At 44.1% G+C, this 23,587-nt stretch carries 14 protein-coding genes and 6 pseudogenes; 7 read left to right on the top strand and 13 right to left on the bottom strand.

Annotated features, from left to right (window positions below):
- Positions 1-41: 41 nt before the first annotated feature.
- Positions 42-1,937, top strand: a complete 1,896-nt coding sequence (locus SLP02_RS25460; protein ID WP_319423492.1) for a sensor histidine kinase — start codon at positions 42-44, stop codon at positions 1,935-1,937.
- A 481-nt stretch (positions 1,938-2,418) separates the two neighbouring features.
- Positions 2,419-5,025: a CHAT domain-containing protein gene (locus tag SLP02_RS25455; RefSeq protein WP_319423491.1), complete on the top strand. Its 2,607-nt coding sequence runs from the start codon at positions 2,419-2,421 to the stop codon at positions 5,023-5,025.
- Between the two features lie 79 nt (positions 5,026-5,104).
- On the opposite strand, the gene SLP02_RS25450 is transcribed toward SLP02_RS25455, so the two are convergent.
- Positions 5,105-5,968 carry a DUF928 domain-containing protein gene (locus SLP02_RS25450; RefSeq protein WP_319423490.1) on the bottom strand — a complete coding sequence of 288 codons (864 nt, stop codon included), beginning with the start codon at positions 5,966-5,968 and terminating at the stop codon, positions 5,105-5,107.
- A gap of 97 nt (positions 5,969-6,065) precedes the next feature.
- On the opposite strand from SLP02_RS25450, the pseudogene SLP02_RS25445 reads away from it, so the two are divergent.
- Positions 6,066-6,200 (top strand): annotated as a pseudogene (locus SLP02_RS25445) (IS982 family transposase); the annotation flags it as partial.
- 289 nt (positions 6,201-6,489) lie between these two features.
- Positions 6,490-6,756: pseudogene (locus tag SLP02_RS25440) on the top strand (hypothetical protein); the annotation flags it as partial.
- A 149-nt stretch (positions 6,757-6,905) separates the two neighbouring features.
- Here SLP02_RS25440 and SLP02_RS25435 read toward each other — a convergent pair.
- From SLP02_RS25435 to SLP02_RS25410, 6 genes and pseudogenes are all read right to left on the bottom strand, one after another.
- The gene (locus SLP02_RS25435) at positions 6,906-8,090 is read right to left on the bottom strand and encodes a DUF4159 domain-containing protein (RefSeq protein ID WP_319423489.1); all 1,185 of its coding nucleotides are present in this window, start codon (positions 8,088-8,090) and stop codon (positions 6,906-6,908) included.
- 119 nt (positions 8,091-8,209) lie between these two features.
- Positions 8,210-9,331 (bottom strand): phage tail protein, encoded by a 1,122-nt coding sequence (locus SLP02_RS25430; RefSeq protein WP_319423488.1) that lies wholly within the window; start codon positions 9,329-9,331, stop codon positions 8,210-8,212.
- Between the two features lie 3 nt (positions 9,332-9,334).
- Complete coding sequence (locus tag SLP02_RS25425; RefSeq protein WP_319423487.1) at positions 9,335-11,545, bottom strand: putative baseplate assembly protein; 2,211 nt, start codon at positions 11,543-11,545, stop codon at positions 9,335-9,337.
- Positions 11,535-11,960 carry a GPW/gp25 family protein gene (locus SLP02_RS25420; RefSeq protein ID WP_319423486.1) on the bottom strand — a complete coding sequence of 142 codons (426 nt, stop codon included), beginning with the start codon at positions 11,958-11,960 and terminating at the stop codon, positions 11,535-11,537. The genes SLP02_RS25425 and SLP02_RS25420 overlap by 11 nt, the downstream gene beginning before the upstream one ends.
- 96 nt (positions 11,961-12,056) lie before the next feature.
- A pseudogene (locus tag SLP02_RS26935) lies at positions 12,057-12,494 on the bottom strand (transposase); the annotation flags it as partial.
- 1,565 nt (positions 12,495-14,059) lie between these two features.
- Complete coding sequence (locus tag SLP02_RS25410) at positions 14,060-14,389, bottom strand: DUF3854 domain-containing protein (RefSeq protein WP_319423484.1); 330 nt, start codon at positions 14,387-14,389, stop codon at positions 14,060-14,062.
- 1,324 nt (positions 14,390-15,713) lie between these two features.
- Between SLP02_RS25410 and SLP02_RS25405 the strand changes: the two are divergent.
- A pseudogene (locus SLP02_RS25405) lies at positions 15,714-16,450 on the top strand (IS1 family transposase); the annotation flags it as partial.
- Here SLP02_RS25405 and SLP02_RS25400 read toward each other — a convergent pair.
- Positions 16,447-16,599 carry a hypothetical protein gene (locus SLP02_RS25400; RefSeq protein ID WP_319423483.1) on the bottom strand — a complete coding sequence of 51 codons (153 nt, stop codon included), beginning with the start codon at positions 16,597-16,599 and terminating at the stop codon, positions 16,447-16,449. The pseudogene SLP02_RS25405 and the gene SLP02_RS25400 sit on opposite strands and share 4 nt — an antisense overlap.
- Positions 16,596-17,032: pseudogene (locus tag SLP02_RS26930) on the bottom strand (ParA family protein). Before SLP02_RS26930 ends, SLP02_RS25400 begins: the two are co-directional and overlap by 4 nt.
- A gap of 97 nt (positions 17,033-17,129) precedes the next feature.
- Here SLP02_RS26930 and SLP02_RS25390 point away from each other — a divergent pair.
- On the top strand, positions 17,130-17,354 hold the full coding sequence (locus tag SLP02_RS25390; RefSeq protein ID WP_319423481.1) for a tyrosine-type recombinase/integrase: 225 nt from the start codon (positions 17,130-17,132) through the stop codon (positions 17,352-17,354).
- 1,877 nt (positions 17,355-19,231) lie between these two features.
- Here SLP02_RS25390 and SLP02_RS25385 read toward each other — a convergent pair.
- Positions 19,232-19,489 carry a hypothetical protein gene (locus SLP02_RS25385; RefSeq protein WP_319423480.1) on the bottom strand — a complete coding sequence of 86 codons (258 nt, stop codon included), beginning with the start codon at positions 19,487-19,489 and terminating at the stop codon, positions 19,232-19,234.
- 476 nt (positions 19,490-19,965) lie between these two features.
- Here SLP02_RS25385 and SLP02_RS25380 point away from each other — a divergent pair, with 476 nt between their 5' ends.
- A complete protein-coding gene (locus tag SLP02_RS25380) occupies positions 19,966-21,006 on the top strand; it encodes an expansin EXLX1 family cellulose-binding protein (RefSeq protein WP_319423479.1) in 1,041 nt (346 codons plus the stop codon).
- A 144-nt stretch (positions 21,007-21,150) separates the two neighbouring features.
- On the opposite strand, the gene SLP02_RS25375 is transcribed toward SLP02_RS25380, so the two are convergent.
- The 3 genes and pseudogenes from SLP02_RS25375 to SLP02_RS25365 form a co-directional block, all read right to left on the bottom strand.
- Positions 21,151-21,291 carry a hypothetical protein gene (locus SLP02_RS25375; protein WP_319423478.1) on the bottom strand — a complete coding sequence of 47 codons (141 nt, stop codon included), beginning with the start codon at positions 21,289-21,291 and terminating at the stop codon, positions 21,151-21,153.
- Between the two features lie 158 nt (positions 21,292-21,449).
- Positions 21,450-22,011 (bottom strand): annotated as a pseudogene (locus SLP02_RS25370) (IS1 family transposase); the annotation flags it as partial.
- A 977-nt stretch (positions 22,012-22,988) separates the two neighbouring features.
- A complete protein-coding gene (locus tag SLP02_RS25365; RefSeq protein WP_319423477.1) occupies positions 22,989-23,480 on the bottom strand; it encodes a DoxX family protein in 492 nt (163 codons plus the stop codon).
- Positions 23,481-23,587: the final 107 nt, after the last annotated feature.

Below are 23,587 nucleotides of genomic sequence, written 5' to 3'. Positions count from 1 at the left end.
ATTTTAAAATATTTGTCTAAAACCAATTTTTTGGTAATTAAATGTGGCAAAAAGTAAAAAAGGAAATAGCTATTTGGCGTACTGGAGCAATGCCAGGTATTGCCGTAATCTTTTTAGTTTTTTTAGTAAGGGCTTTAGGTGGTTTAGAATTTTTGGAACTAGCTGCGTTAGATACTTTTCTAAGATTAAGAAGCCCAGAACCTGTTGATAACCAAATTTTGATTGTTGGTATTAATGAGCAAGATATTAACAATTTAGACACATATCCTCTATCAGATCGAGAATTAGCTAATTTAATCACTACTCTTGAAAGTTACAATCCTGCGGTCATTGGTATCGATATAGTTAGAGATAAACCCCAAGAGCCTGGTCATGCTGAATTAAACAAAGTATTTGCGCAAAAGAACATTATTGGGATTGAAAAAGTATTATCAAGCCAAGAAAATTCACGTATTGATGTGATCAAACCACCTGATGCTTTGACCCCAGAACAAATTGGATTTGTCGATGTTTTATTAGATAAAGATGGAAATTTACGCCGTAATTTATTAACCGTAGTAAATAACAATGAGCTTAAATTTTCTCTACCAATTCGCTTAGTCGAACAGTATTTAGCCACTAAAAATATTTCTTTGGAAAATGCCTCCGACGATCCTGAAACCATGCAGGTGGGTCAAGTTAAATTGACTAGAGTTAATCCCCAGACAGGGGGATACATTAGGACAGATGCGAGGGGAAATCAAATTCTACTGAACTTTCGCCGTGGTAAGCATCCATTTCGGATTGTTTCACTAGCAGACATTAAGCAGGGTAAGGTTCAGCCTGATTGGATTAAAAATCGGATTGTCTTAATTGGCATTACTGCCTTGAGTGCTAGAGATGATGTTAGTACTAATGCTGTACGTTCTGATAATACTGGCTTTATCTACGGTGTAGAAATCCAAGCTCATGCTGTTAGTCAAATTATTAATGCAGTCTTGAATAATAGACCGTTACTGTGGGTTTGGCATGATGGTGGGGAATATCTCTGGATTTTTGCCTGGGGATTTTTAGGAATTGCTTTGGCAAGGCTATTAAACGAATCCCCTTGGAAATTAGCAACGGTAATTTTGATCAGCAGTATTTTAGCTGCTTTGATTTGCTATTTATTGTTATTAGAATATGGTTTATGGTTGCCAGTAGTTCCTGCTGTATTGGTGCTATTTCTGAACGGTTTAGGTTTAACAGCTTCAATGTTTTATCGCGATCGCCAAAACTTAAAATTTCAACTAAAAGAGCGACAATATATGATTGAATATATGTCTTCTACCATTCACAATCGCCCCATACAGACTCTTAAAAAGATTTTACGCGATGCCTATTCAAAAGAGCTAGCAGAAGATTGGCTGGTCAAAGAATTACATATCTTAAATGAAGAACTACGGGATGTTGGCAACTTAATTGAAAAAGAAACCGTTGTTGACGGCAATAGTATTCACATCGGAAAATCTGAAGTCGAGCTGCAATGTCCATTAAAAGAAATTCTCTATCAGGTATATAGCAATACTATAATCCTTGATTACCCTCATTTTAAAACTATCAAGTTTAAAATAAACAATTTTGAAGATAGTATTGATGCAAATAAGTTAACACTAGAACAAAAACGTAGCTTATGTCGATTTTTAGAAGAAGCAATTATCAATGTTGGCAAATATGCTGAAGGTGTGACTCGTTTGAAAGTAATCTGTCAGCAAAAAGATAATAAAAGCATCATTCGGGTTGAAGATAATGGCATTGGTTTAGATAGTAAGAACAAAAACTCAGGTGGCGGAACTAAACAAGCAAATGATTTAGCCAAGCAACTAAGAGGAGAGTTTAAACGTTATCCTCGTGAACCTAAAGGTACGATTTGTGAACTTACCTGGATGGCAAATAAAGGTTGGTTTTGGCATTTTTAAGCAAAGCCTTTATCTCCTAGCTGGCGTTGCCACAGCAAACGGACAAAAAACAACGCTCTCTCGTATAATCAGAATTATTCAACTTAATTTAATGAATTTTAAACTGTAACTATGTGTATAAGTAAACTTTTACGTCGAGTTTTGACTGACTAAGCGTATAATTACGTACTCATAATATCTACATCCGAAGTTGCTAAAACTACAAATGACTTGATTAATTTTGGTTCTGTTGCTCGTGGTCATACACATTATTGACAGTGATTTATCAGATTTAGATTTTTAAAATAATCTTAATTTTGCACGAAAGAAGCATCGCTTAGTCGATACTTCTTTTTATTTTTTGGCTGAAAAAATCGCTGAATAATGAATTATAATTTTAATCTGATTTCTCTTTGGTTAATTCCTTTATTATTTCCTACTATTAAAGTGCCAATTTTCGGCATAATCTTAGATATCATCGAATGTTTAAAAAATTAGTTGTATGGCGCGTCGCTCTTTTCATTTTTGGTCAACTCTGTTTACGATCGCTTTGGCGATATCTCTGGCACTAGGACAAGTTTCGCCGATTAAAGCTCAAGTCCTTGATCGCGATTTAGTAAAACAGGGAGTTACCGCATATCAACAAGGAAAATATCAAATAGCGATCGCATCTTGGCAACAGGCTTTATCTAGTTACCAAGCAACAAAGGATAACCCCAATACAGCTATAGTTTTAGAAAATTTAGCTAGAGTCTATCAGCAAATCGGACAGACCGAACAAGCGATCGCCTTTTGGTCACAAGCAGTAAATGAGTACCAAAAAAGAGGAAATAAGCAACAATTAGGTAGAAGTCTTACCGAACTGGCTCAAGCTTATACTAGTATGGGGCAACATCGTCAGGCGATCGCGCTATTATGTGGTGAAAATCAATGTTCTGAAAATTCGGCGATCGCTATTGCCCAAGAAATAAAAGATTCTTTAGGAGAAGTTGCTGCTCAAGGAAGTTTGGGTGAGGCTTATCGTCTGCGGGGTGATTATGCCAAAGCAGTTGATTATTTAAAAGCCAGTTTAAAAATTGCTCAAGCCACTGATAATCAAATATTACAGATGTCTGCGTTAAATAGTTTGGGTAACACCTATAGCAGTTTGGCACAGGTTAGTTATCGTCAAGCAGAATCAGCAGCCAGCAGAGGAGATATTTATGGCAGCAGGGGGGTAGAAAATGCTCCTGATAGCCCTGTGATGAAGCTACGAGCAGACGGCAAACAACAAGACAAAATAGCTTTGGATTATTTTCAAACTAGCCTGGATTTAGCGACACAACAACAAAACTCTTTAGAACAGGTGCGGAGTTTGATTAGTTCTCTGCCTCTATACTATCGTTTATCAGACTCCACCGCAGCAGCAAAGAGTAAACAACAGGCGTTGAATTTAATTTCTACCCTCCCCCCAGAATCAACTACTGTTTATGCCACTATTGATTTAGCTAGATTATTACAACCAGAAAAAGTCAGTTTTACCAGTTGTTATGGTGCAGACATCTTACCCAAAGCCCAAGCCTTATTACAGCAGGGGGTAGATATAGCCCAACAGTTGCAGGATAGCAGAGCAACCTCTTTTGCTTTGGGGGAATTAGGACATACCTATGAATGTTCTCAAGACTATCAACAAGCCCTGAAATTAACCGAAAAAGCTCGTTTAACGGCAGAAAAAGAAAGAGATAGTCTTTACCTTTGGGAATGGCAAACAGGCAGAATTTTACTCGCTCAGGATAAGCCAGAGGCTGCGATCGCTGCCTATGAAACGGCGATCGCTACCCTAGAAAGTATTCGCGACAATATTCTAACTGCTAATCGAGATGTTCAATTTGACTTCCGCGATACTGTCGAACCGATCTATCGTGGCTTAATCGCTCAAAGATTAAATACCGCCGATAATGTCTTAGTAGTCGAACCAAGCCAAACCCAACAAATAAAAAACGTCAGTTCAATTTTAACTACAGTCGATTCTTTAAGACTGGCTGAACTACAAAATTATTTTGGCAATGACTGCGCTATTAATGATGTTGCTACCATCAATAAAGTAGATCTGCTAGACCCTAATCCTCACACGGCATACTTCAGCACCATTATTTTAGATGACCGTACTGCGGTAATTGTTAGCTTTCCTGGACGTAAAACTAAAATAGTTTGGCATGGCAATAAAGGAAAAACTGCTATTACCCAAGAAATCAATCAATTTCGGCGAGGATTAGAGAATTTTTACACCCAATTCGATGTGACCTTGGGACAGAATATTTATAGCTGGCTGATTCAACCTTTTGCAGCAGACTTAAACCAAGAACAAATAACCACTTTGGTATTTATCCAAGATGGTTTACTCAGAAGCGTACCGATGGCTGCATTACATGATGGCAAACAATTTTTAATTGAAAAATATGCGATCGCCACTACTCCCAGTTTAAATCTCACCAGTTCCGCTACTTTAAACAGGAAAGACTTAAAAGCTCTAGCTCTTGGTCTTAGTCAAGCATCAAAAATAGATAATGAATCCTTTCCTCCCTTGCCCAATGTCAAACAGGAAATTAGCGAAGTTGAAAGTTTTTTTGCCGAGAGTAAGGGACTATTGAATGCTAACTTTACTCCAGAGCGAGTGCAGCAGGAATTAGCCCAGACATCTTATCCTATTATCCATATTGCCACCCACGGTCAATTTAGTTCTGAACCAAAAGATACTTTCCTGGTTACGGGAAACAATGAAAAACTTACTATTCCCGAACTAGACCGCATCATTCGCAGTACGGCAACGAAAAACGAACTTGTTAACCTAATTACCCTCACAGCTTGTCAAACCGCCGTCGGCGACGAACGAGCAGCACTAGGTTTAGCAGGAGTAGCCATTCAAGCTGGGGCGAGTAGTGCTTTAGCTTCTTTATGGTCGATTAGCGATGAAATAACTCCTATAGTCGTTAAAGACTTTTATCTTGGTTTGCAAGATGAAAATCTCAATAAAGCACAAGCCTTACAAAAAGCACAGTTAGCTTTAATCAAAAAAGATATTTCTCCTGCTTTTTGGTCGCCCTTTATTCTAATTGGCAATTGGTTATAGAAGTTAATAGACGTTGATGTATTCTGTTAGTAGCTATCAGCTATTAGCTTTTTAAGAATCTCGCTCCAGCAGCGTTAGATTATTTTGTTTGTAAAGCCTCAACGATTTGTTTGAGGTTTTGTTGGTGGGTTTCGATTAGCTTGGTTTCTTTGGCGTTTTCTGCCGATGAACTATTATTTGGTTGTTCTATAGCTGCTAGCTGAGAGATTAACTTTAGGGTAAAATCTTGAGCTTGTGGATCGTTGGGCAAAGTTGCGACTTCGGCTAGAGCATCGTACCATAAACCAGCTTGAGCATAGATATTGGCTTTAGTAACAGGATTTGCATCCTGACTATTATTTAATTGAGCTGTGATAGTAGGATCGGCTGCCACTATTTTTACCTGATTATCAACTACCAACGATTGAGAAGGACTGTTGGGATTACAAATAACCGCAACTTGCCAAACATAAGTTTTGCCTGGGCTTAAACCAACTTGTTGTTTGGGTAGAGTATGGGTCATAATTCCCGCAGAACTAGGTAGTTTAGCTTGATATACTTGTTTTCCTTTACCGTCATAACTAGCAGGGTCAAATTCATAAAGCCAAAACTCTATGGGATAAGATTCGCGATCGCCAATATACCAGGTGAAAGTAGGATGAGAAGCACTAGATTGTCCCACATGACTATAAGGGGCTAAAGCTGTGAAGGTAGCTAAATTAGCCTTTTGCTTAGGGCTATCAGAGGTTAGATTACAAACTCCTCTAGTAGCAGCAATACTAGTTGTCTGAGAATTAGGCGCATCATTTCTTGTTTGCGTTTTGGGTTTTTTATATTCTGCTTGAGCAGGATTAGTCATTCCCAGAGATAAACACAATAAGCAAATAGCTAGAAAGTAACTATTGTTAAATCTGTATAAATTGTATAGAGTATTAAGCATTGAAGTAAGTTGATTTCTAGTCATAATTAAATTATTAAACAACTAATACGCCGTGTGCGACTTTCAATTTGAAAAAGAAAATCCCATCTGAGATGATAATGTTTTGAATCTCGATGGGACAATGTTTAATACTGAAGATTTTATCATTGCTGTCTTCTATTGTGTCGATGACCAATGGAATCAAATTAGCCAAGGCAGAAAAATTAGAAAAAGAGGGTTTGCTCCGTCTTTGAGCGACAGTGAAGTAATCACAATTTTCCCCTTTGTATTTAGGATTAGTTCTTCGAGAAATCTATCGCTATGTTTTCCGACACGAGCTGCTATGATTAATCCGCTTAAAGCATCTAAACTGACTCCAATCGAGCAATCTCCCATCTGAATATCATCTGTTTGACAGTAGATGCGGCTAAAGCCTTTCTTCTGTTTTTTTTATAAACGACCACATTTCCTTCGAGGGTTTGATTACTAATGTCTTTAGACTCTCCCCACAGATTTTTGTTTCACTACCGAAATGCCGAGGTTTCCTCGGCTTATTCGACTCTCGCGTTGGCGATCGCGACGAACAGGCAGCCAGAGAATTGTGGTCATCTTTACCAAAGCGTGTATCGACAGTGTGCAGTTGCCCACACCAATTTTTGGGCAGCTTATGGAATAATAATATCTAACAAACGGCATCGGGCAGTGGTCAAAGCGAAACAGTCGCTCATGGGGGAAACTTCCATGAGCGACTGTTTCAACAAGAAAGTCAAACGAGCTATATTGAACGATTCAACCGTACGTTAAGACAAAGAGTGTCACGTTTGGTACGGAGAGCAGCGAGAAAGGACTTGTCCGCATCTGCCCGCGTCGGCGCAAGGGAATGCTCGCCAAGACACTTTATCGTTTTCAAAATTGCTAGAAAATTATATTGGTGCTATTTGAAATTGTAACATTACTACAATGCTTCATTACTTGTTTAGCACTACTCAGATTGCAAATCGATCATCTGCTTGCGTTTCCAAGCAAAATGTAGAATATTTATCCCTAACTCTTGAGCGGTTCTAATCTCAGTTCGCGATCGCTGTAATTGTTCATCTAATCCCCACGATCCGCCTATATTGCCGATTGCTAGAATAATTCCCCCACCAAACAAGAGTTGGATTTTGATTCCATCGATTATTGGTAACGCAGAAAACAGAAACGGCTTTATTCGCAAGGGATGGTCACGACGGGCTTCTTGTAGAGACTTTAGTGGTGTTTGCAACTTTTGAGCTATTGCCTGGACTGATTGAATCAGTTCTGTACTCTTGACGGGGGCATCGACCAGCAAAGTCCCCCCCGACTTCAGGTAGCTTGAAAGCTTCGAGAATTGATGGTTATTCAGCGATAAATCCTGTTGCCCAGTCAAATATAACAGTTCGTAAAGATGCAGATCTTCATCCCAAGTGACTCGATCAACGGTTTCTGCACCTTTTAAGGATGGATAGATATCTTCAACAGCGCGCAGTAAATATGTGAGATTAAAAAAATTTTGGCTACAGTCTTCATCATCTGAGTTGATTTCGGCAATTTGAACCAAGCCTTGGGGTCTTGCCTGTGCTTGACGACGATAACGCAAGTCTAAGTCGCCATATCCTGGAAAAAAAACATCGGCAGGTGTGCAGAGCAATTCCTGCTGTGATGATCGCAGCAGGACGCGACAAAGCTCCACCTCTGACCGCTCAGGGGGACGACTTCTCTCGTCAATTCTAAAAGTTTCCTGTACAACCTCTTGATCGGGGCTTGCCCCTAAGTGATCGGGATCTCGATACTGAGCTACCAAATAAACAGTCACAGGTTCCGACTCCTTTAACTCAGTTGCAATCCGAAAATTGATTTGATGAGGTACGATAATCGGATTTCCTTCTAAATCAATGGCAATTCCTGGCTGAATTTGCACCCAGCGATTGTCTCGATATTGAGCAGCAACATCTTCTGGGGCTGGAATTACCCATACTCCCAACCCGCAAACAATCCCTGGCTGATTGATTGACTGATAGTGAAGATTTTGGCGTTTGCGCTGATAGTCATGGGCGCGTTGCCAACGCTCGGCAGTTAAAAGCAAGCCATCTCTAACTTGTTGGCGCTGCATGGGGGCGATCGCTGGATTTGGAAAAGAATGGGTCATAAAGATATCTCCAATTAGATACGCTAATTCGGTTAAATAAGTTTTAGGTGAGAGACCCCGCCGTAAAACGACGGGGCTTCCTCACCGTTGGTGAATGCCCAACAAAGGTTTGTTTTTATTTAGTTTGTCTCTATCCGAAGGCTGTAGGAGCAAAATGCAGGCTTCTCCTGGTCGATTATTCGCCGTACGAGCTGCTCATCAAGGGGGCTGTTTAACTGGGCGCGTAAGCGCACGTCGAAGTGATAAGGCTTACCACCACCGATAATTGCATCTTCTCCTACATAGGCTAATCCAAATAAACATCCTTGACCAAAGGGTTCGGTAATGCTGATTGATTTATCTGCTTCCCGGTCAATGTGTTCGTCGAGCGGTAAACCTGTATATAAATGTAGATAAAATCGAAGTCCTTTACGGGTTCCGCGACACCGATAAATTTCTACGGCGCGTCGAATTAGCCGCCTTTGATAAGTTAAATCTAGCTCTACATCAATTGGCCAGTCTACCCAGTGAGCTAGAAACGGCAGGAGCGCTTGAGGTGCAGTCAGCGGATCTAGATGCGCCCACATCGAAGTGAAGCTATTCACTACTGGATCGAACGCTTGCTCAAAAATGTTGATGAAGCGATGAATGTAATCAACTTCTTGATAAACTGTTGGCAGAAAAGTAGTATAGGTACTCCTCGGTCGAACGTTTAGCTCAAAATTTGATTCTTGAATTGGATGTGGACTTAACCCCTGACTCAGGCTTTGATTAGCATAAATCGACAGGCAACCTCGAAAGTTGAGCTCATTTCCCTTGCTCTCCTGAAGGGCATCTTGCCCCTCAAAAAAATCGTCAGGAATCAGAAACCATAAGTCAGCATATCTGCTTTTCTTGGCAGCCACTTCTAGGGTTACACTATCGATCGCAGCCTCCATCGAAGTGTCTGACGTTTGCGCCACTGAGTTTTGTAGGGCTATCCCTAATTGAGGTGCGCTTTCAACATCCGTCTGTAGCTGACACCATTTTAAAGGGAATGCTCCCTCCAGCTTTAAAGTGAGGTGCTGAGGTTGAGACTCCCAGTTTTTAATCTCAAGGGCAACTCGACAGAGTTCTCCTGGATGAACCACAATTTTAGGTTGCTGTTGCAAGCCTTCTGTGGCTTCCCCAAGCATTCGATCTCCTCCATGAGCATTGGTTCCAGAAATGTGCATAGGAGAGATATGAAGACTGGCTGATTTGGAGGTAGATGTTGACCCCATATCCTAAATCCTCACTGCAGATTGGTCTGTCAGAACATTCACACTATGTCCTGTACGCGCCTGTGGATCTGCCCAGGAGCAGAGTAAACCCAAAGGGCCAGGATCTATGTAGTTTACAGGCGTTGTTTGTCTGTGCCAAGATTCCCCATTTTTTTGAAGAGGAAACAGTAGGATAGCCCCCAAGTATTGAATTCCTGCTATTTGCTGAAGGATGACCATTATGTCTGACGGATAAAGGGGGCGACCAAAGGGCCAGCCCGTCATTTCTGGACCGCCAGTTAGAGGGTTAAGGTAGCGATAAAGGGCAACTTTGAGTTTGTGGATAATCTCGGCCTGAGCGCTTAGGTTGTTGTAAGCAGGCTCCAAAGTAACTTCGGCTTGAACCGATACGCCAACATAGTTGGGCTGCTGTAGCTGCACCTGAACACCCAGCAAACGTCTTTCGTTTAGATAGTGCAAGACTCGATCGCGTAGAGCCGAATTTAAATTGAAGTTATCTGGAGTAATCCCGCGTCCGAGATCGATGAGATCGGTATTAGCTTGAGGCACAACGCACACGCTGACGCTCCCAGCAGCTTGGTTGGCGGACATCGGTAAAGTCAATGCACGGGCAATTGCCCCGCCGCTGCCCTTGAGAGTTAAGGCCTCAAAATCTGCCGCAGTGACGGCTCGATCGTGCGATCGCAGTATCTGTGGCACTCTCAATACGGCTCGTTCGAGAGATTCGGCATCGGCACCGTTAACGGCAGCATGATGATTGGTCGCGCTGTCTACATAAGGAATTGCCGTCTTCATAAATCTCAGCGTGTTCGCCTGCACGTTTCCCTGTTTACCTCCCCCAGTACGATAGGTAAACGTAATTTCAGCACCACGGGGAGGAATTGCCCCATACTGTTGCTCAATTATTTGCTCGTGAAGGTTTTGACTGGGCGATTGCTCTGCTGGCAGCACCTGCTGTAAAGAGGCACGAGCTTGAGTTTGCTTCTTCAGCGTCTGCGGTTCGCGAATCAATGGTCCAAACTGAATAGTACCCGCCAATGCATCAACGACATAATGCCGATCGTGGGGTTTTGATTCAGCAAAGTCTTCAACCTTCTGCCAGCTTTCGGGAGGCCTCCCCAGAGGAAGAACAAGCAGTTGCTCCCCTCCCCGTCCCTCTAGAATGGGCGCAGTCTCAACTTCAAAGCTCTGCCCTGGTTTCCCGTTGCTGATCCCTAATATTTCCTCTTCTACCAGAACGCATTGACTAGCCTGCACCGCTCCGCCAACCGAACGCATCGCTATTGTTTTAATCCGAGGAGAATTTGCATATCCTGGCTGGCGGTGACTAGATTCGCTGAGAATGCAGCGAATCCAATGACCTTTATAGCCATTAAAACCGTCTGTAGGCCAGCGTTCGGGCAGATGTAAAATTACATCGCCACTCTGCTCGAAGCTATCGTTATCTGCCGTATTCTCATCAAAGCTAAAGCCATTGGTAGTGTCGTCTGCTTCCTGCAAAAGTACCTTTATCCATGACTCGCCGTCCCAGGCTTCCCAACTGCGGGGAGGATGCTTTGGATCTATGCCTGTAGATGTTCCTGGTGCTCCTGTAAAGGCGATCGCTAACACATTTCCTTCTAAACTGGTATCAGGTTCAATTACAAGATAAAAGCTATTGCCAGACTGCGGCTTTTGTGGAAATAGTTCAAATTCGTGAGTCACTGTAAGACCGTTATGTTGACGATGCCATTGCTCGGAACGATCGAGGAGCGATTGAGGAGTATTGCCTGCATCTGGTGCGGATAATATATGTTTTATGGTTGGTTGACCGATTACCAAGTCTTGATCGGTAGTGAAAATGATGGCCTCCTGAGTTTCAGTGCGCTCTGTTGCCACCTCTGTTCCGCGTGGGATGGTGTAGTTTTCTAGTAAATGAGTGCTGAGGTAAAAAGTCAGCCTGACTTGAGCCGGAATCGGCGGCTGTAGACGAATTCCCAACAGTTCTAGAAAAGCTACATAGTTTTTGCGGGGAATCTGATTAAACCGCATCAGCATTTGGTCGGTGAGCCAAGCAAATAGCTCGACCAGGGTAATGCCAGGATCGCTAACATTGTGGTCAGTCCACTCTGGACAATAGCGGGGAATACGCAACAGGCATTCTTCTACTAAATCATCAAAGTTGCGGTCGTCCAGCCGAGAACTGGGAAGCCGAGGTAAAAAGTCAAAGTTCATTATTTTCCACCTTTGAGACTAAATAGAACGGGTAGACAAAACTGTAGGGGTCGGGACAAGACTTGAGATGGTAGTTAACGACAATGTTAACGCGTCCAGCAGTGTCGGGATCTGCACGAACTTCATCAACCTCAATTCGAGGCTCCCATGTCTGTAGTGCTTCGAGCACGTAGAGCCGAATTTTGAGTAAAGTATCGTTATTTAAGGGGGCAAAAGCTAGTTCTGACAAGCGACAGCCAAAGTCAGGGCGATAAACGCGTTCGCCTAGGTCGGTACGCAAAATTAACCAGATTGATTCTTTGACTTTTTGAGCTTCAGCACTTAGCTTAAGTCCTCCCTGTACATTGGTTTGCAATGGAAAAGATAAGCCTGTACCTAAATGTTGATATGACGACTCATTTTTAGGATTTACCATTTCATCGACCTCAAGCTTTGATTACAAGATCTAGAGTATCTGGTGATCGCCCAAATTTTATCAGCCGAAGGTCTATAGAACCCATTTGAGATATTTTTAAGTACGAGCCAACCTTTTGAGCATTAGTCGAAGGAAACAAAGATTGAGCTTAGTATTTGCATGGTCAAGAGTGCGCTCATAATTTTTTACCAAGCTCTTGCACCTTTCCATCCAGGCATTCGATCTTTCGATAACCCATCGAGCTTTGACAGCTACAAACCCTGATTTTTCTACATGCGGACAAGTCCTTTGTGCTTTTTTCTGAGATGAGTGATGGTTTAGGAGACAATTTCAACTTAACTTTTTTCGCGATCGCTGGATAAATTTTTTCTAGCTCATAAATGATTTTATCGGGATGATATCCACGATCCAAGAGAATGGTGATTTTGGGTATGTTCATCGGTTTTAACCTAAAATAATTGAAATGTTGTCAAACAACATTTCAATTAATCCCCAATCATCAGATAAATTAGCCTTAGTGCAGTGAGTGAAGAAGCGGATGCGACCCCCGCGCATGGTTCGCCAGTTCCCTGCGGAGGGAAACCCGTCCGCAGGACTGGACTCACCGCGCCGCCGATAGAGCGGGTGGAAACGCTCCTGTTTAAGAGCCTGTCTTGAGACAGTTGTTCATGGGGGAAACCCCCAAGACCACACTGTCTCGCTGTTCCACACCCGAAGTTCAAGGGAACGCGCACCAAGCGGGGAAAGCCTAAGCTATCAACTGCTATGTGTCTTTTAATTCCCAAGCGTGGATTTGTAGAAACAAAACCCTTTACTTTCAATAAGTAGCTCCACTCAATTAAACATTAAACGTTTTACAGCATAATTTTCCTGTTGACCTCGATTCTCGATGCCTTTAATAATTGCTTTTGCCAAATCATATTCATCCTCAAATACACGACCACCCTATTCTTGGCGTTTGAGAGCGAACGCCAAGCGACATGAGCGGGTACACTCTGCGCCAAGTATTTTCAACAAGCGAGTGGAACATGGTCGGGAAACCCGACCATGTTCCACTCGCTTCAATACGATTCATTTCAGGTGAACAAAGGACTTCTTGCTCAGTAGCCTCAACGGGTCGCAGACCCGCAACGGCTCTTCGCGCTTGTCCACATGTAAGAGTCAGGAAAAATATACTCAATCCTTGTTTTGACCAAATTTGATGTTGTCTTGATTCAGTCGCTTCAAGTCGAGGAATGGGTACTCCCCACATCTGACCCGCCCAACGCGCTGAATCACCTTGTTGAATCATTGTCATGAATTATTACTGTTAGCTTCCCTGTATCAAAGAATCTTTTCATTGCTTCTAGAGCTTGCCAGTTCATAAAACGAAGATAACTTTTTGCTTCTGTTCGTTGCGACCTTCAATGTATACTCAAATTTTTTTTCCTCTTCCCCAACTCCCATAATATTAACGAGCGACCCCCGCCCATGGTTCGACAGTACATGCGGACAAGTCCTTTGTTTCAACAACGCGATACATGCGGGCAAGCGCGAAGAGCGAAGCGAGGCGGTCTTTGCTGCACGGAAATGAGAGAAGACCCCGCGTCGCCGCTACTGCGCAAGGGAATGCTAACGGGTGCCCTGAGTTCAAGGGCTGTCTTGGTTCAGTTCTTCAACGGGGGGAACCCCCGCAACAGACCCAAGCGCTATTCCACTCTCGCGGTGGGGGTCAGGTGCGGCTCACGCCTTCCTCCCATGAGCCATCGCTTCCAACAAAGGCGCACTTCCGCATATAGCCGTTGCGGGTCTGCGACCCGTTGCGGTGAAGCAGTTGCGGTGGTGTGGTTGATCTGTTTCACCTCTGGTTGCTTCCTGTTCCCAGCTTCGACCTCCCGAATTCCGAGTCGGGTTATCGTGGGCAGGTAGGGAGTCATTTTTTCTCCTAAATGGTGGGACTTTAACCCATATTCATCTATCAGTTCAGGCTACATACGGTTTTCTCTCCGTCATCCCCTAGAAGCCTTTCCCCCTCTATTTTCTGGAAGCTCTTTGCTCCAACGAATCGCACTACTCTCAGTCTTCACCGATGACAATGACCCCAAATATTTTCTATTGATCTAAATATTGGCTTTGTAGGTCAACTGAACTGAGGTGCGGACCAACCAAGTTTTTAGAGATAACGCCTTACTATAAGCTTGATGAAAAGCCTCTGCTCCTTTCTGTACAATAAGATCGTCAACTCCTTTTGCTGATTCATGCCAACGAATTACTCTGACATCGACATCAGTTTTAGTAAAAAGTTTGTCTGTTTTGGCGATCGCTGTATTGACATTGGCGATGATACTAGCTTTAGTATCTCTATCAAAGGCAAAATAGGGCGTTGCATCCCTGCGGGATGATCTGATAAAAGTGAAGATATGAAATGTCCTAATTGTCAGTCGAGTCAAATCCGTAAACTCGCGCGTTCCTTTGAACTTCGGGTGTGGAATAAGCTTCTTGAACACAAAGGACTTGTCCGCATGTAGCATTTCCACCCGCTCTATCGGCGACGCAGGGTCGCTCGTAAGAATGGTCATCGTAGAGGAAAACACCCTCGACACTTCCCTTAGGTCGGTGAAACCGATGACGCGTTTTTTGGATGAATATTCACACACGGCGCGTTTTGGGTCGAGGAAATGAGGGAAGACCCACAGCTTCGGACAGAAGCAAAGTCATGCTTTCGCATGACGATGGCACATACGTGCCGTTCGCCGCTACTGCGCAAACAAAGGACTTGTCCGCATGTAATGCTTCCCGATGCTCTCGCGGACTGGAGTCCGCCGCCGTTGCTTCTTGCTCAACCAAGGCTTTAGCCGCAGGTAGCTCGCCCTCGACAGCGCGATCTTGTTGGTTTCCAACAAGATCGCGCTGTCTCGCAACGGGGGTTCCCCCGCTGCAGGCTGCAAAGCAGCGCACGTTGGAACGTGCCGACTTTCCTCCCGTTAGGCGAGGCTCTGGAGAGCCTGTCGCTAGACGCGACTTGGGCGGTACCCCGCCCTGCGAAACTGCTGAACCATGCGCGGGGGGAAACCCCCGTTGCGAGAAAGGACGCTTCGTCCGCATCTGAGTCCGTTGCGCGGGTTCGGTTCGGGGCTGTGGGCGTGATTGCATCGCGCTTAGACAAGACTTGCGTATGCTGAAATAAATTCGTGCCGAGCTTCCTTGCCCTTTACAAAGGGCTTGCCCGCATGTAGCCCCGTCGCGTTGAAACAAAGGCTTAAGCCGCATGTACTGTCGAGGGCGAGCAAAGCGCGAAAGTGCGGTCTTTGCGAGAGGAAATGCTGCAAGCAAGGCGAGAGCTTCGACTTCCCAAAGGGAAGGCGGCGGACGAAGCGTCCGCGGCAGCATATTCCACTCTCGCGGTGGGGGTTTCCCCCATGAGCAACTTTCTTGACTCCTCACCGCCGTGAACGGTCGGTGATTCGTGTGACTAGGGATTAGGGATTGAGGCGAGGATATGGCTCTGTTTAAGAGCCATATTCCACTCCCCCGTTGGGTCTGACTACGCAGTCAAATAACTCCCCCAGTCCCTGTTCGCGCCCTCCCCAGTCCTCAGTCCCAATCGTCGTAAAGCGCGAAAAGCGAAACAGTTCGTTGCGGGGGGAACCCCCGTTGAGGCTCCATACGCAAGAACGACGGAGCTTTAAACCCATCTATTAAACGGTAAGAACTGTCGAGGTTGGGTAGGAAGCTTCCCCCAGAAAAGGCGGCTTTTTTAAGGCGGCTTCCCAACGGAGTGTCTCGCAAAATTATCATTGCCAGCAGTGCGAGCGTCAATTTATCAATGAATATACAGAGCGCGGATATCCGAATGAAGTTAAGCAAAACTGTCTTCGGATGTATGTAAATGACCTAGGATTTCGGGCGCTAGAAAGAGTAACAGGAGTTAATCATAATACGGTAATTCGATGGGTAAGAGTTTCTGCTAGAGTGTTACCAAATGCACCAGCGATGTCAGAAATACCAGAGATCACTGAGCTCGATGAATTACAGACTTACGTTGGTTAAAAAGCGGTGCGACCCCGCGTCTTTTTAAGACGAATCGCGAACGCGCACCAAGACAAAATAAACGATGGTTGTGGACAGTCGTCAACCATTTTTCACCTGGAATCTTAGCTTGGGTACTAGGCTCTCGCTCTGTCCAAACATTTAAACCTCTATGGCAAATAATTAAAGGTGGGAAATCTTTTTTCTATGTTACCGACGGATGGCTAGTTTATCCTTGTTTAATCAACGATTGCGCTCATTTAGTTCTCAAAACCTACATGACTCGTGTTGAGGGTGAGAACACCAGACTAAGACATTGTTTGGCTCGTTTAAAAAGAAAAAGCAGCAAGACCCCGCATCGCCGACAGGCGCAAGGGAACGCTTGCCAAGACACTTTGTGTTATTCCAAGTGCGACGAAATGCTTCAATTATCAATTAAGCTATTGCTTCACTACCTTCACTTTAAAAGTATCCCTCTTTAAATCATCCCGCTCTGATGCAACGCCACTTCTTCTTCTGATTCTGGTTCAACATCTGGTGTGGGTGCTGCTTTTGTTTGGGGTTTGTCTCCACCAAATACAAATTCTGAAGCTAGAGAATCATTAAGAGACTTTCTTGGTTTTTTGGTCATGGTAGTTGCTCGATTAATTCTTTAAATAATTTTTCGTATTCTGATGCAGATTCACTAGCTGGTCTTCCTGGTATGTCCCAGACTGTAGCCGATTGTCCTGAAGTGTCAGCGATCGCTTATTTTTGATGAATTACTGTATCCAATAAAATCGCCTCTAGATTTCTGCCTAGTAAAGCGATCCCCTCATCTTTGAGCTTTGTACCCTTCACTGCCCGACTGAGAAACATTACTGCCTTGGGCAATCCACCCCGAACTGATTGAGCCTGTTTGACAAGTAGCATGGCAATAGATAAGCCGAACGCAGATTTACTCCTGTAGGCTGTACGGGAATAAAAGCTAAATTCGACCTAAATAGAATTGCCCTGGTAGCTTCAGATAAACTGGCGGGTCCATCCACAATTAGATATTCATAATCTGCTGTCAGTTCTGGTATTAGGTGAGGCGGGAACGGGTAAAGGTGACTTTGCCCTAGCCGTTCATGAGTCGATAACGGGAGAGTTGAGTAGCGCGATCGCCTTTTATTATCTCTTGTGTACGGCTGTGGACTAAGGGTTAGTGAGGTAATTGGTTTGACTTGGGATGACTTTAAGAAACACGGCGATGGCGGTAAATGCACTGTCTTTGACAAAGGTTCTAAGACTAGAATTATTTTGATTCTTGATCGGTTATGGCAACAGGTGAAGGAGTTTGAGAAATATCATCGAGTCAAACAGCATCAAAATTTGGAGTTTCAGTTCATACTGTCAGGAAAGTAAAAGCTGCTCTAGAAAATGGTTCTACTACCAAAGATTGACCCTTTCTTGTTCAGCATTCCCTTGAACTTCGGGTGTGGAACAGCGAGACAGTGTGGTCTTGCGACCAAGGACGCTTCGTCCGCAGGTGAGTCCGTTGCGCGGGTTTCCCGCGTTGAAGGAACTGTCGAGGGCGGGGGTTTCCCCCATGAACAACTGTCTCAAGACAGGCTCTTGAACAGAGAAGGCGCGTTTTGGGGCGAGGAAATGAGGGAAGACCCCCTAAAGCGTCGCCGTAGGGCGCAAGGGAATGCTTCCCGATGCTCTCAGGCTCTATCGAGCCGCAACGCTTTGCTTTGCAACGGCGGCGGACGAAGCGTCCGCGAGAGCATATTCCACTCGCCCGTTGCGAGACAGTTGCGTTGCGGTGAAGCAGTTCGTTGCGAAGCAAAGCGTTGCGGAGGTTCCCTCCGAGTAGCGCTATTGCTGAGGGTGGCGGGGTTCCCCCGCTGCAGGCTGCAAAGCAGCGCACGTTGGAACGTGCCGACTTTCCTCCCGTTAGGCGAGGCTCTCCAGAGCCTGTCGCTAGACGCGACTTGGGCGGTACCCCGCCCTGCGAAACTGCTGAACCATGCGCGGGGGGGAACCCCCGTTGCGAGAAAGGACAAGTCCGTTGCGCGGGTTGCCCGCGTTGAAGGAACTGTCAGGGCGAGCAAACTGTCGAGGTTGAGTAAGAGTATTCTTACTCAAAAGCCGCCATCCGTTTCTAGCTCTGACGGCGACGCGGTGAAGCAGTTGCGGTGGTGAGACACTTGCGTTGCGGACGGCAGTTTTTGGGAAACACGCCTCGGGGGAACCCCGCCAACGGACTGTCTCGCAAAACACGCCTCGTCTATGACCCGTTGCGAGACACCCTCAACAGTCCTCTGCGGAGGGAAACCCTCCTGCAAGGCTGTTTCGCAAAACCGTTGCGGGGGGTACCCCTTGGTTGTCGAGGGCGAGCAAAGTGTCGAAAAGGTTCCCTGGCATAAGCAAAGGCACGAACCATGCGCGGGGGTCTGAACGCTTGTTTTGATACCTATAGAGAAAGAGTGTATCATCGTGGACGGATATAATTAATTCGCGGATAGCCATGACCGAACCCTACCCTCTTAATTGGATACCAGGAAAAGCGATGCGACCCACAGCTTGCGAAGCAAGCAAAGTCCTGCGAAGCAGGACGATGGCACGAATAGTGCCATCCGCCGTCAGGCGCAAGACAAAGGCGCTTTGCCGCATGTACGCGCATCAAGACCCAGAACACCTACTGATAAAACAAAGCGATCGCACTACTTGGGAAAGACTATCGCTCGTCGTATCAAAAAGCTTTGAGATTAGTTTTTTTTTGATAAACTGTTTAACTATTTGCTCATCCGAGTATAGAGTTAATCTATTGAGCCAGTTCGATTAATTTATCGTGCTTCTCACAATACTCTTCGGCTTACTGTTGTTTCATGCTCAAATCTTTGAGAAAGCTAACCATACAGTTATACATGGTTACTTCGGCTAAATATTGTTTTTCACCTCCAGCATTGAGATATTGTAAATATTATTTGGCTCTCAATCCTAGTTTGTGATAAGTAGAACTGGCTAACAAGGGATTAAATTTAATAAAGTCCATGAGATATTACACTTTTTTACTCTCCATTGGATTTTAAACAAAATCAGTAATAACTATTGCCCTGCCTCCCAGACCGAATATCCGCTCGTCACCTCAATATTAATACTGCGATCGCTCTATCCGAGAATCTTCATTGTTCCCCAACCAAATGCATTAACTTCCGTACAGACTCATCTCTATTAATAGATACATCAGTCAACTGCTCAATAGTGCGATCGTGTCTTACCTCCATACCTAATATCTAATTTGTACTGCCCTGTCCAAACTTATAGCCAATCATCATTACTTTCCTTTGCTGTTCTAGATTTTCTAGGCTCGAAGTTAGTAAATCATGTTGGCGTTGGGCAGCTTCGTAATCTAAGATTCGGCTTAACACTTTATCTTCAATCTTTAGCTTCTCTTCTTCTTGTTGCCTTTCTAACTCTGCCTTAGCTGCCAATAAATCTGTAGTTCTGATTTCCAGGTCGGCGATCGCCGTAAAAAAATAATGAGAACACAAGGCAAAATCTAGGTTAAGTAATTCTTGTGGCTGATATCTACCTGCCTATATACCTTGTTCGTACTCTTGCAAGAATATTTCGCTTGTTTTAATAAGATTCGCTTTTATATTATGTGGATTTTTATCTAGCAATGCCTAGCCGAAGGCTTCGCCAATTGCCAGGAATCAACCCGATCTAGTAGCTTCACAACCATCAGGCAGACCCAGTTTTCAAAGTGTTTGAGCTATTTTGTTCGGCAATAATAGCATTCACCAACGGTGAGGAAGCCCCGTCGTAAAACGACGGGGTCTCTCACCTAGATAAAATATTTTATTTTGTAGCTTTACAAGAAATTTACATATCCTTGTTACGGTGCAAACCGTTAACAGAAAACAAAATAAAGTTGTTCGATCCACAGCTAACGACTTAAGGTTACTTGGCCGTTTCTTAAGTGCTTAGAGTGTATCGGCTTACTTCACCATAGGAGTTTGACTAAATGCCGAATGAATCTATAGACGTCAGCTATTCCCAGGTACAAGACTGGGGCGATGTTTTTCAGGGAGAAATATCGATCGCTAACAAAGGTAATAGCAGCCTAGCTAATTGGGATCTTGAGTTTGATTTACCCGCTGAAATTACCAATATTTGGGATGCTGAAATAACAGGAAAAGACAACGGGCATTACACCATTGAAAATGCTTCGTGGAATCGTGAAATTGCTGCTGGCGAAACAATAACCTTTGGTTTTACTGGTAATGGCGATGGTAAACCGCAGAATTTTGATATACAAGGGTCGAGCTTTGATAGTCCTAGTACCAGCGATAGTCTCTATAGCACTTCTAATGCCAGCATAAGTTCTGATTTGTCGTTGGATGAGACTTATCAAGGACGGGCAACCTTCTACGATGCAGCTAACCCTGCTGGTGGGAAAGTTGCTTCTGGTTATGACAATCTTTCTGGAGGTGCTTTGGCGGGAATTACTGCCATCAATAATGTGCAGTGGAATAACTCAGAAGCCAGTGGTGGTTTCTTGAAAGTGTCTGGGCCAAAACAAAGAGAAGGTGCAGATCCCATTGTAGTTCAGATTGCCGATTACCTGTACGAACGTGCCGATGGTTTGGATTTGAGTGCCGAAGCTTTTGCTAAGGTTGCCGATCCTGTTGATGGCGTAGTAAATATTGATTATGAACTAATTGGGCCTGGAGACGGCTTCAAAACCCCTTATGGCAACACAATTGGTCAGGGGGTTGTAGCTGAAGGTATTTCTGGATCTAATCCTTGGTATGCTGCAATCAGATTAAATAACCATCGCTATCCAGTTGAAAGCGTGGATATATTGAAAGATGGTGGTGGTACTACATCAATGACACGCGGGGCTGATAACCGTTTTGTGTTTAATAGTAGCTCTGGCATATCTGGACCACAAGATTTGTTGGTGACAGATATTTTCGGTCAGCAAGTTACTCTAGACAATATTAATATTACTGGTGGCGATACTGCCGATCAGGTTACAGGCGAACAGTTCGACATGATTTAGGTCATAGTCTGGCAGTTTAATTAGAATACAGGGTGAGGTGTACTGTACCTCGCCCTACTAAGCCGTCAATATTGGTTTGATATATTAGTCCACAGATGAACGCCGATAATTTTTTTGTTGACCAGATAGTTTTATTGCACTATTTTAGCTTTGCTTGACTTCAGATGATTTATTAGTTAAGCGATCGCTTTGACTACTATTGATTAAATCTATATTCGCTATTTCTCTAGCAGCATTTTGTAATTGCAAAACGTTGGTTGCTTGCTTCAATAGATAGATGGGCAAACAAATTATAGTTAGTTGCCATAAATTTGTATTCCAAGTACCTAAAATAAAGTTGCCAACTAAATAGAAATTTAGATACAGCAGAATTTAAAATAATTCATTACCTAAAATTAATAAATCCATAAAAGATTTACTGCGGTAATAAAGTTTTGGTAGTCCTAAAGAGGTAAAGATGCATTGTAGTGGTGGATGAAATACCAACGGGCCAGTGGAATATGGCTCTTAAACAGAGCCATTTCCTCCCCCCAAATTGCCCTAATCTGATTTTCCGTTTTTTTGGAGAATGATAGCGTTTGCCTGACCAGACGAGACACTCTTTGTCTCCCAAGTGCAGTTGAATCTCTCAACATAATTGTTTTACCTGTTTCTTATTGGTGCGCATTCCCAAGTCCGCGTGGCTTCCCGTCTAGAGATGCCCTCGTGTCGGACGCTTGTGCCTTGCGTCGACGCGGGGTCGCATCCGCTTTGCCTACAGCTTTATGATGCTTCGAGGGTATTACTTGTTCATACGCTTCCCAGAAATCACTCTTCGCGAACTGCACATTGACGATATATTCCTGGGAGTGACTGCCAGAGTTCTCTGGCTTCTTCTCTACTGCGATCGCCGACCTGAACCCCAACAATCTCTTTGGTTTTTGCATCTAGAGCTAGCCAAATCCATTGTTTATTGTCTTTGTTGGCTACAAATGACCACATTTCATCGCCCTGAATGGTTAATTTCCCTGTCTTGGTGAGGGTTCGCGATTCGTCTTAAAAAGACGCGGTGAGACAGTTGCGTTGCGGAGGTTCCCTCCGTTGCGAGACACCCTCGACAGTACGTGCGTACAAGTACGTGCGTACAAGTCCTTCGTTCGTCTGCGGAGGGAAAGCCAAGGCGCGTTTTGAGTGGGAAGCTTCTCACTCAAAAGCCGCCGTTCCTGCAAGGCTGTCTCGCAAAACCGTTGCGGGGGTCTCCCCCGTTGCGACCAAGGACGCTTCGTCCGCAGGTGAGTCCGTTGCGCGGGTTCCCCGCGTCTTCTGGAACTGTCGAGGGCGAGGTACCTGCGGGGGGTACCCCTTGGTTGTCGAGGGCGAGCAAACTGAGTCAAGACCCCGCGTGCGCGAAAAAGCGTTGCGGGTCTGCGACCCGTTGAGCTTATTGAGCAAGAAGCAACGTCGAGCCGCATTTTGCGGCTGGCGCAAGGGAATGCTAACGGGTGTTGAACCATGCGCGGGGGTCGCACCGCTTTTTTTTAGCTCTCACTTGAACTTGTTTAGAAACTGATTCATATTTGTCGTTAACATAATTTTGTAGCCAAGGTTCTGAAACCTAGGTAACCCTGGCAATACCAGCTAGAGGAATCTTTTATAACAGCAGCTTATCAATTGAATCTTTTGTGTCTTGATCGATAATTTTGTTTTCGGGATCTTTTACAAATTGTCTTCCGTAATCTTGACATTTGTAATTCTGCTTACCATTATGGATCTTGCCATTCTTAACAATTTGGTTTGAGTCACAAGATGGAAAAAGGGGTAAATCGGCTGACATATAGCTTAAATGCTCTACATTCTAAATCTTATATCCTTACCTCTTTAGGACTACCAAAAATAGAAAGAAAAAATATAGTGAAGCTATTCACCAGGTAATAAGAAAAAGCGGTGTGACCTTTTTTGAGGCGTGTGTTTTTAGAAATTTAGGTCTTTGCTTAATCCATTGCTCATCGAGCAACGCCAAATAACCAGGCATCAATTGAAAATCCTCCAGGACCAAAAACCAAGAGTACAGTTAACATTAGAATGAAAATGAATGCTTTCTCTTGGCTGGGAGGTTCGCCTTTCCCGTTCGCACCTTCATACTCTCCTTCGGGAATTAGATAGGGGTCTGGTGCTACAAAAGGTAATCCTTGAATAATTTCTAGAACCAGCGCAAATACCATCGAACCCGAAATAGTCACACAAGCAAGAGGAGTCAACAAGCCTACAATTAGGCAAAAACCACCGATAAACATCGATAAAGCCGATAGAAAGCAGAGATAAATTGGCATTTTTAAAGCATTAGACCAGATTTGAAGATGATTTAGTTTCGGATAGCCATGCAGGACAAACAATACTCCTACGCCGACTCGCAAAGCCAATAACGTCGACCCCTGAACACCAATAGGAAATGAAATGTAGAGTGAAGCGAACAGATCTATGATTGATTTTAACATACGTTATTAGTTACTTATCAGTTGTCAACATCTACTATCTCACTTGTAAGGTGACTCAAAGCAGAGACTTTAAATCGTGCCATATCATAGTAACCGCACATCTTCAG

This window comes from Pleurocapsa sp. FMAR1, assembly GCF_963665995.1.
Classification (GTDB): domain Bacteria; phylum Cyanobacteriota; class Cyanobacteriia; order Cyanobacteriales; family Xenococcaceae; genus Waterburya.
This window is presented reverse-complemented; position numbering and strand designations above follow the sequence as displayed.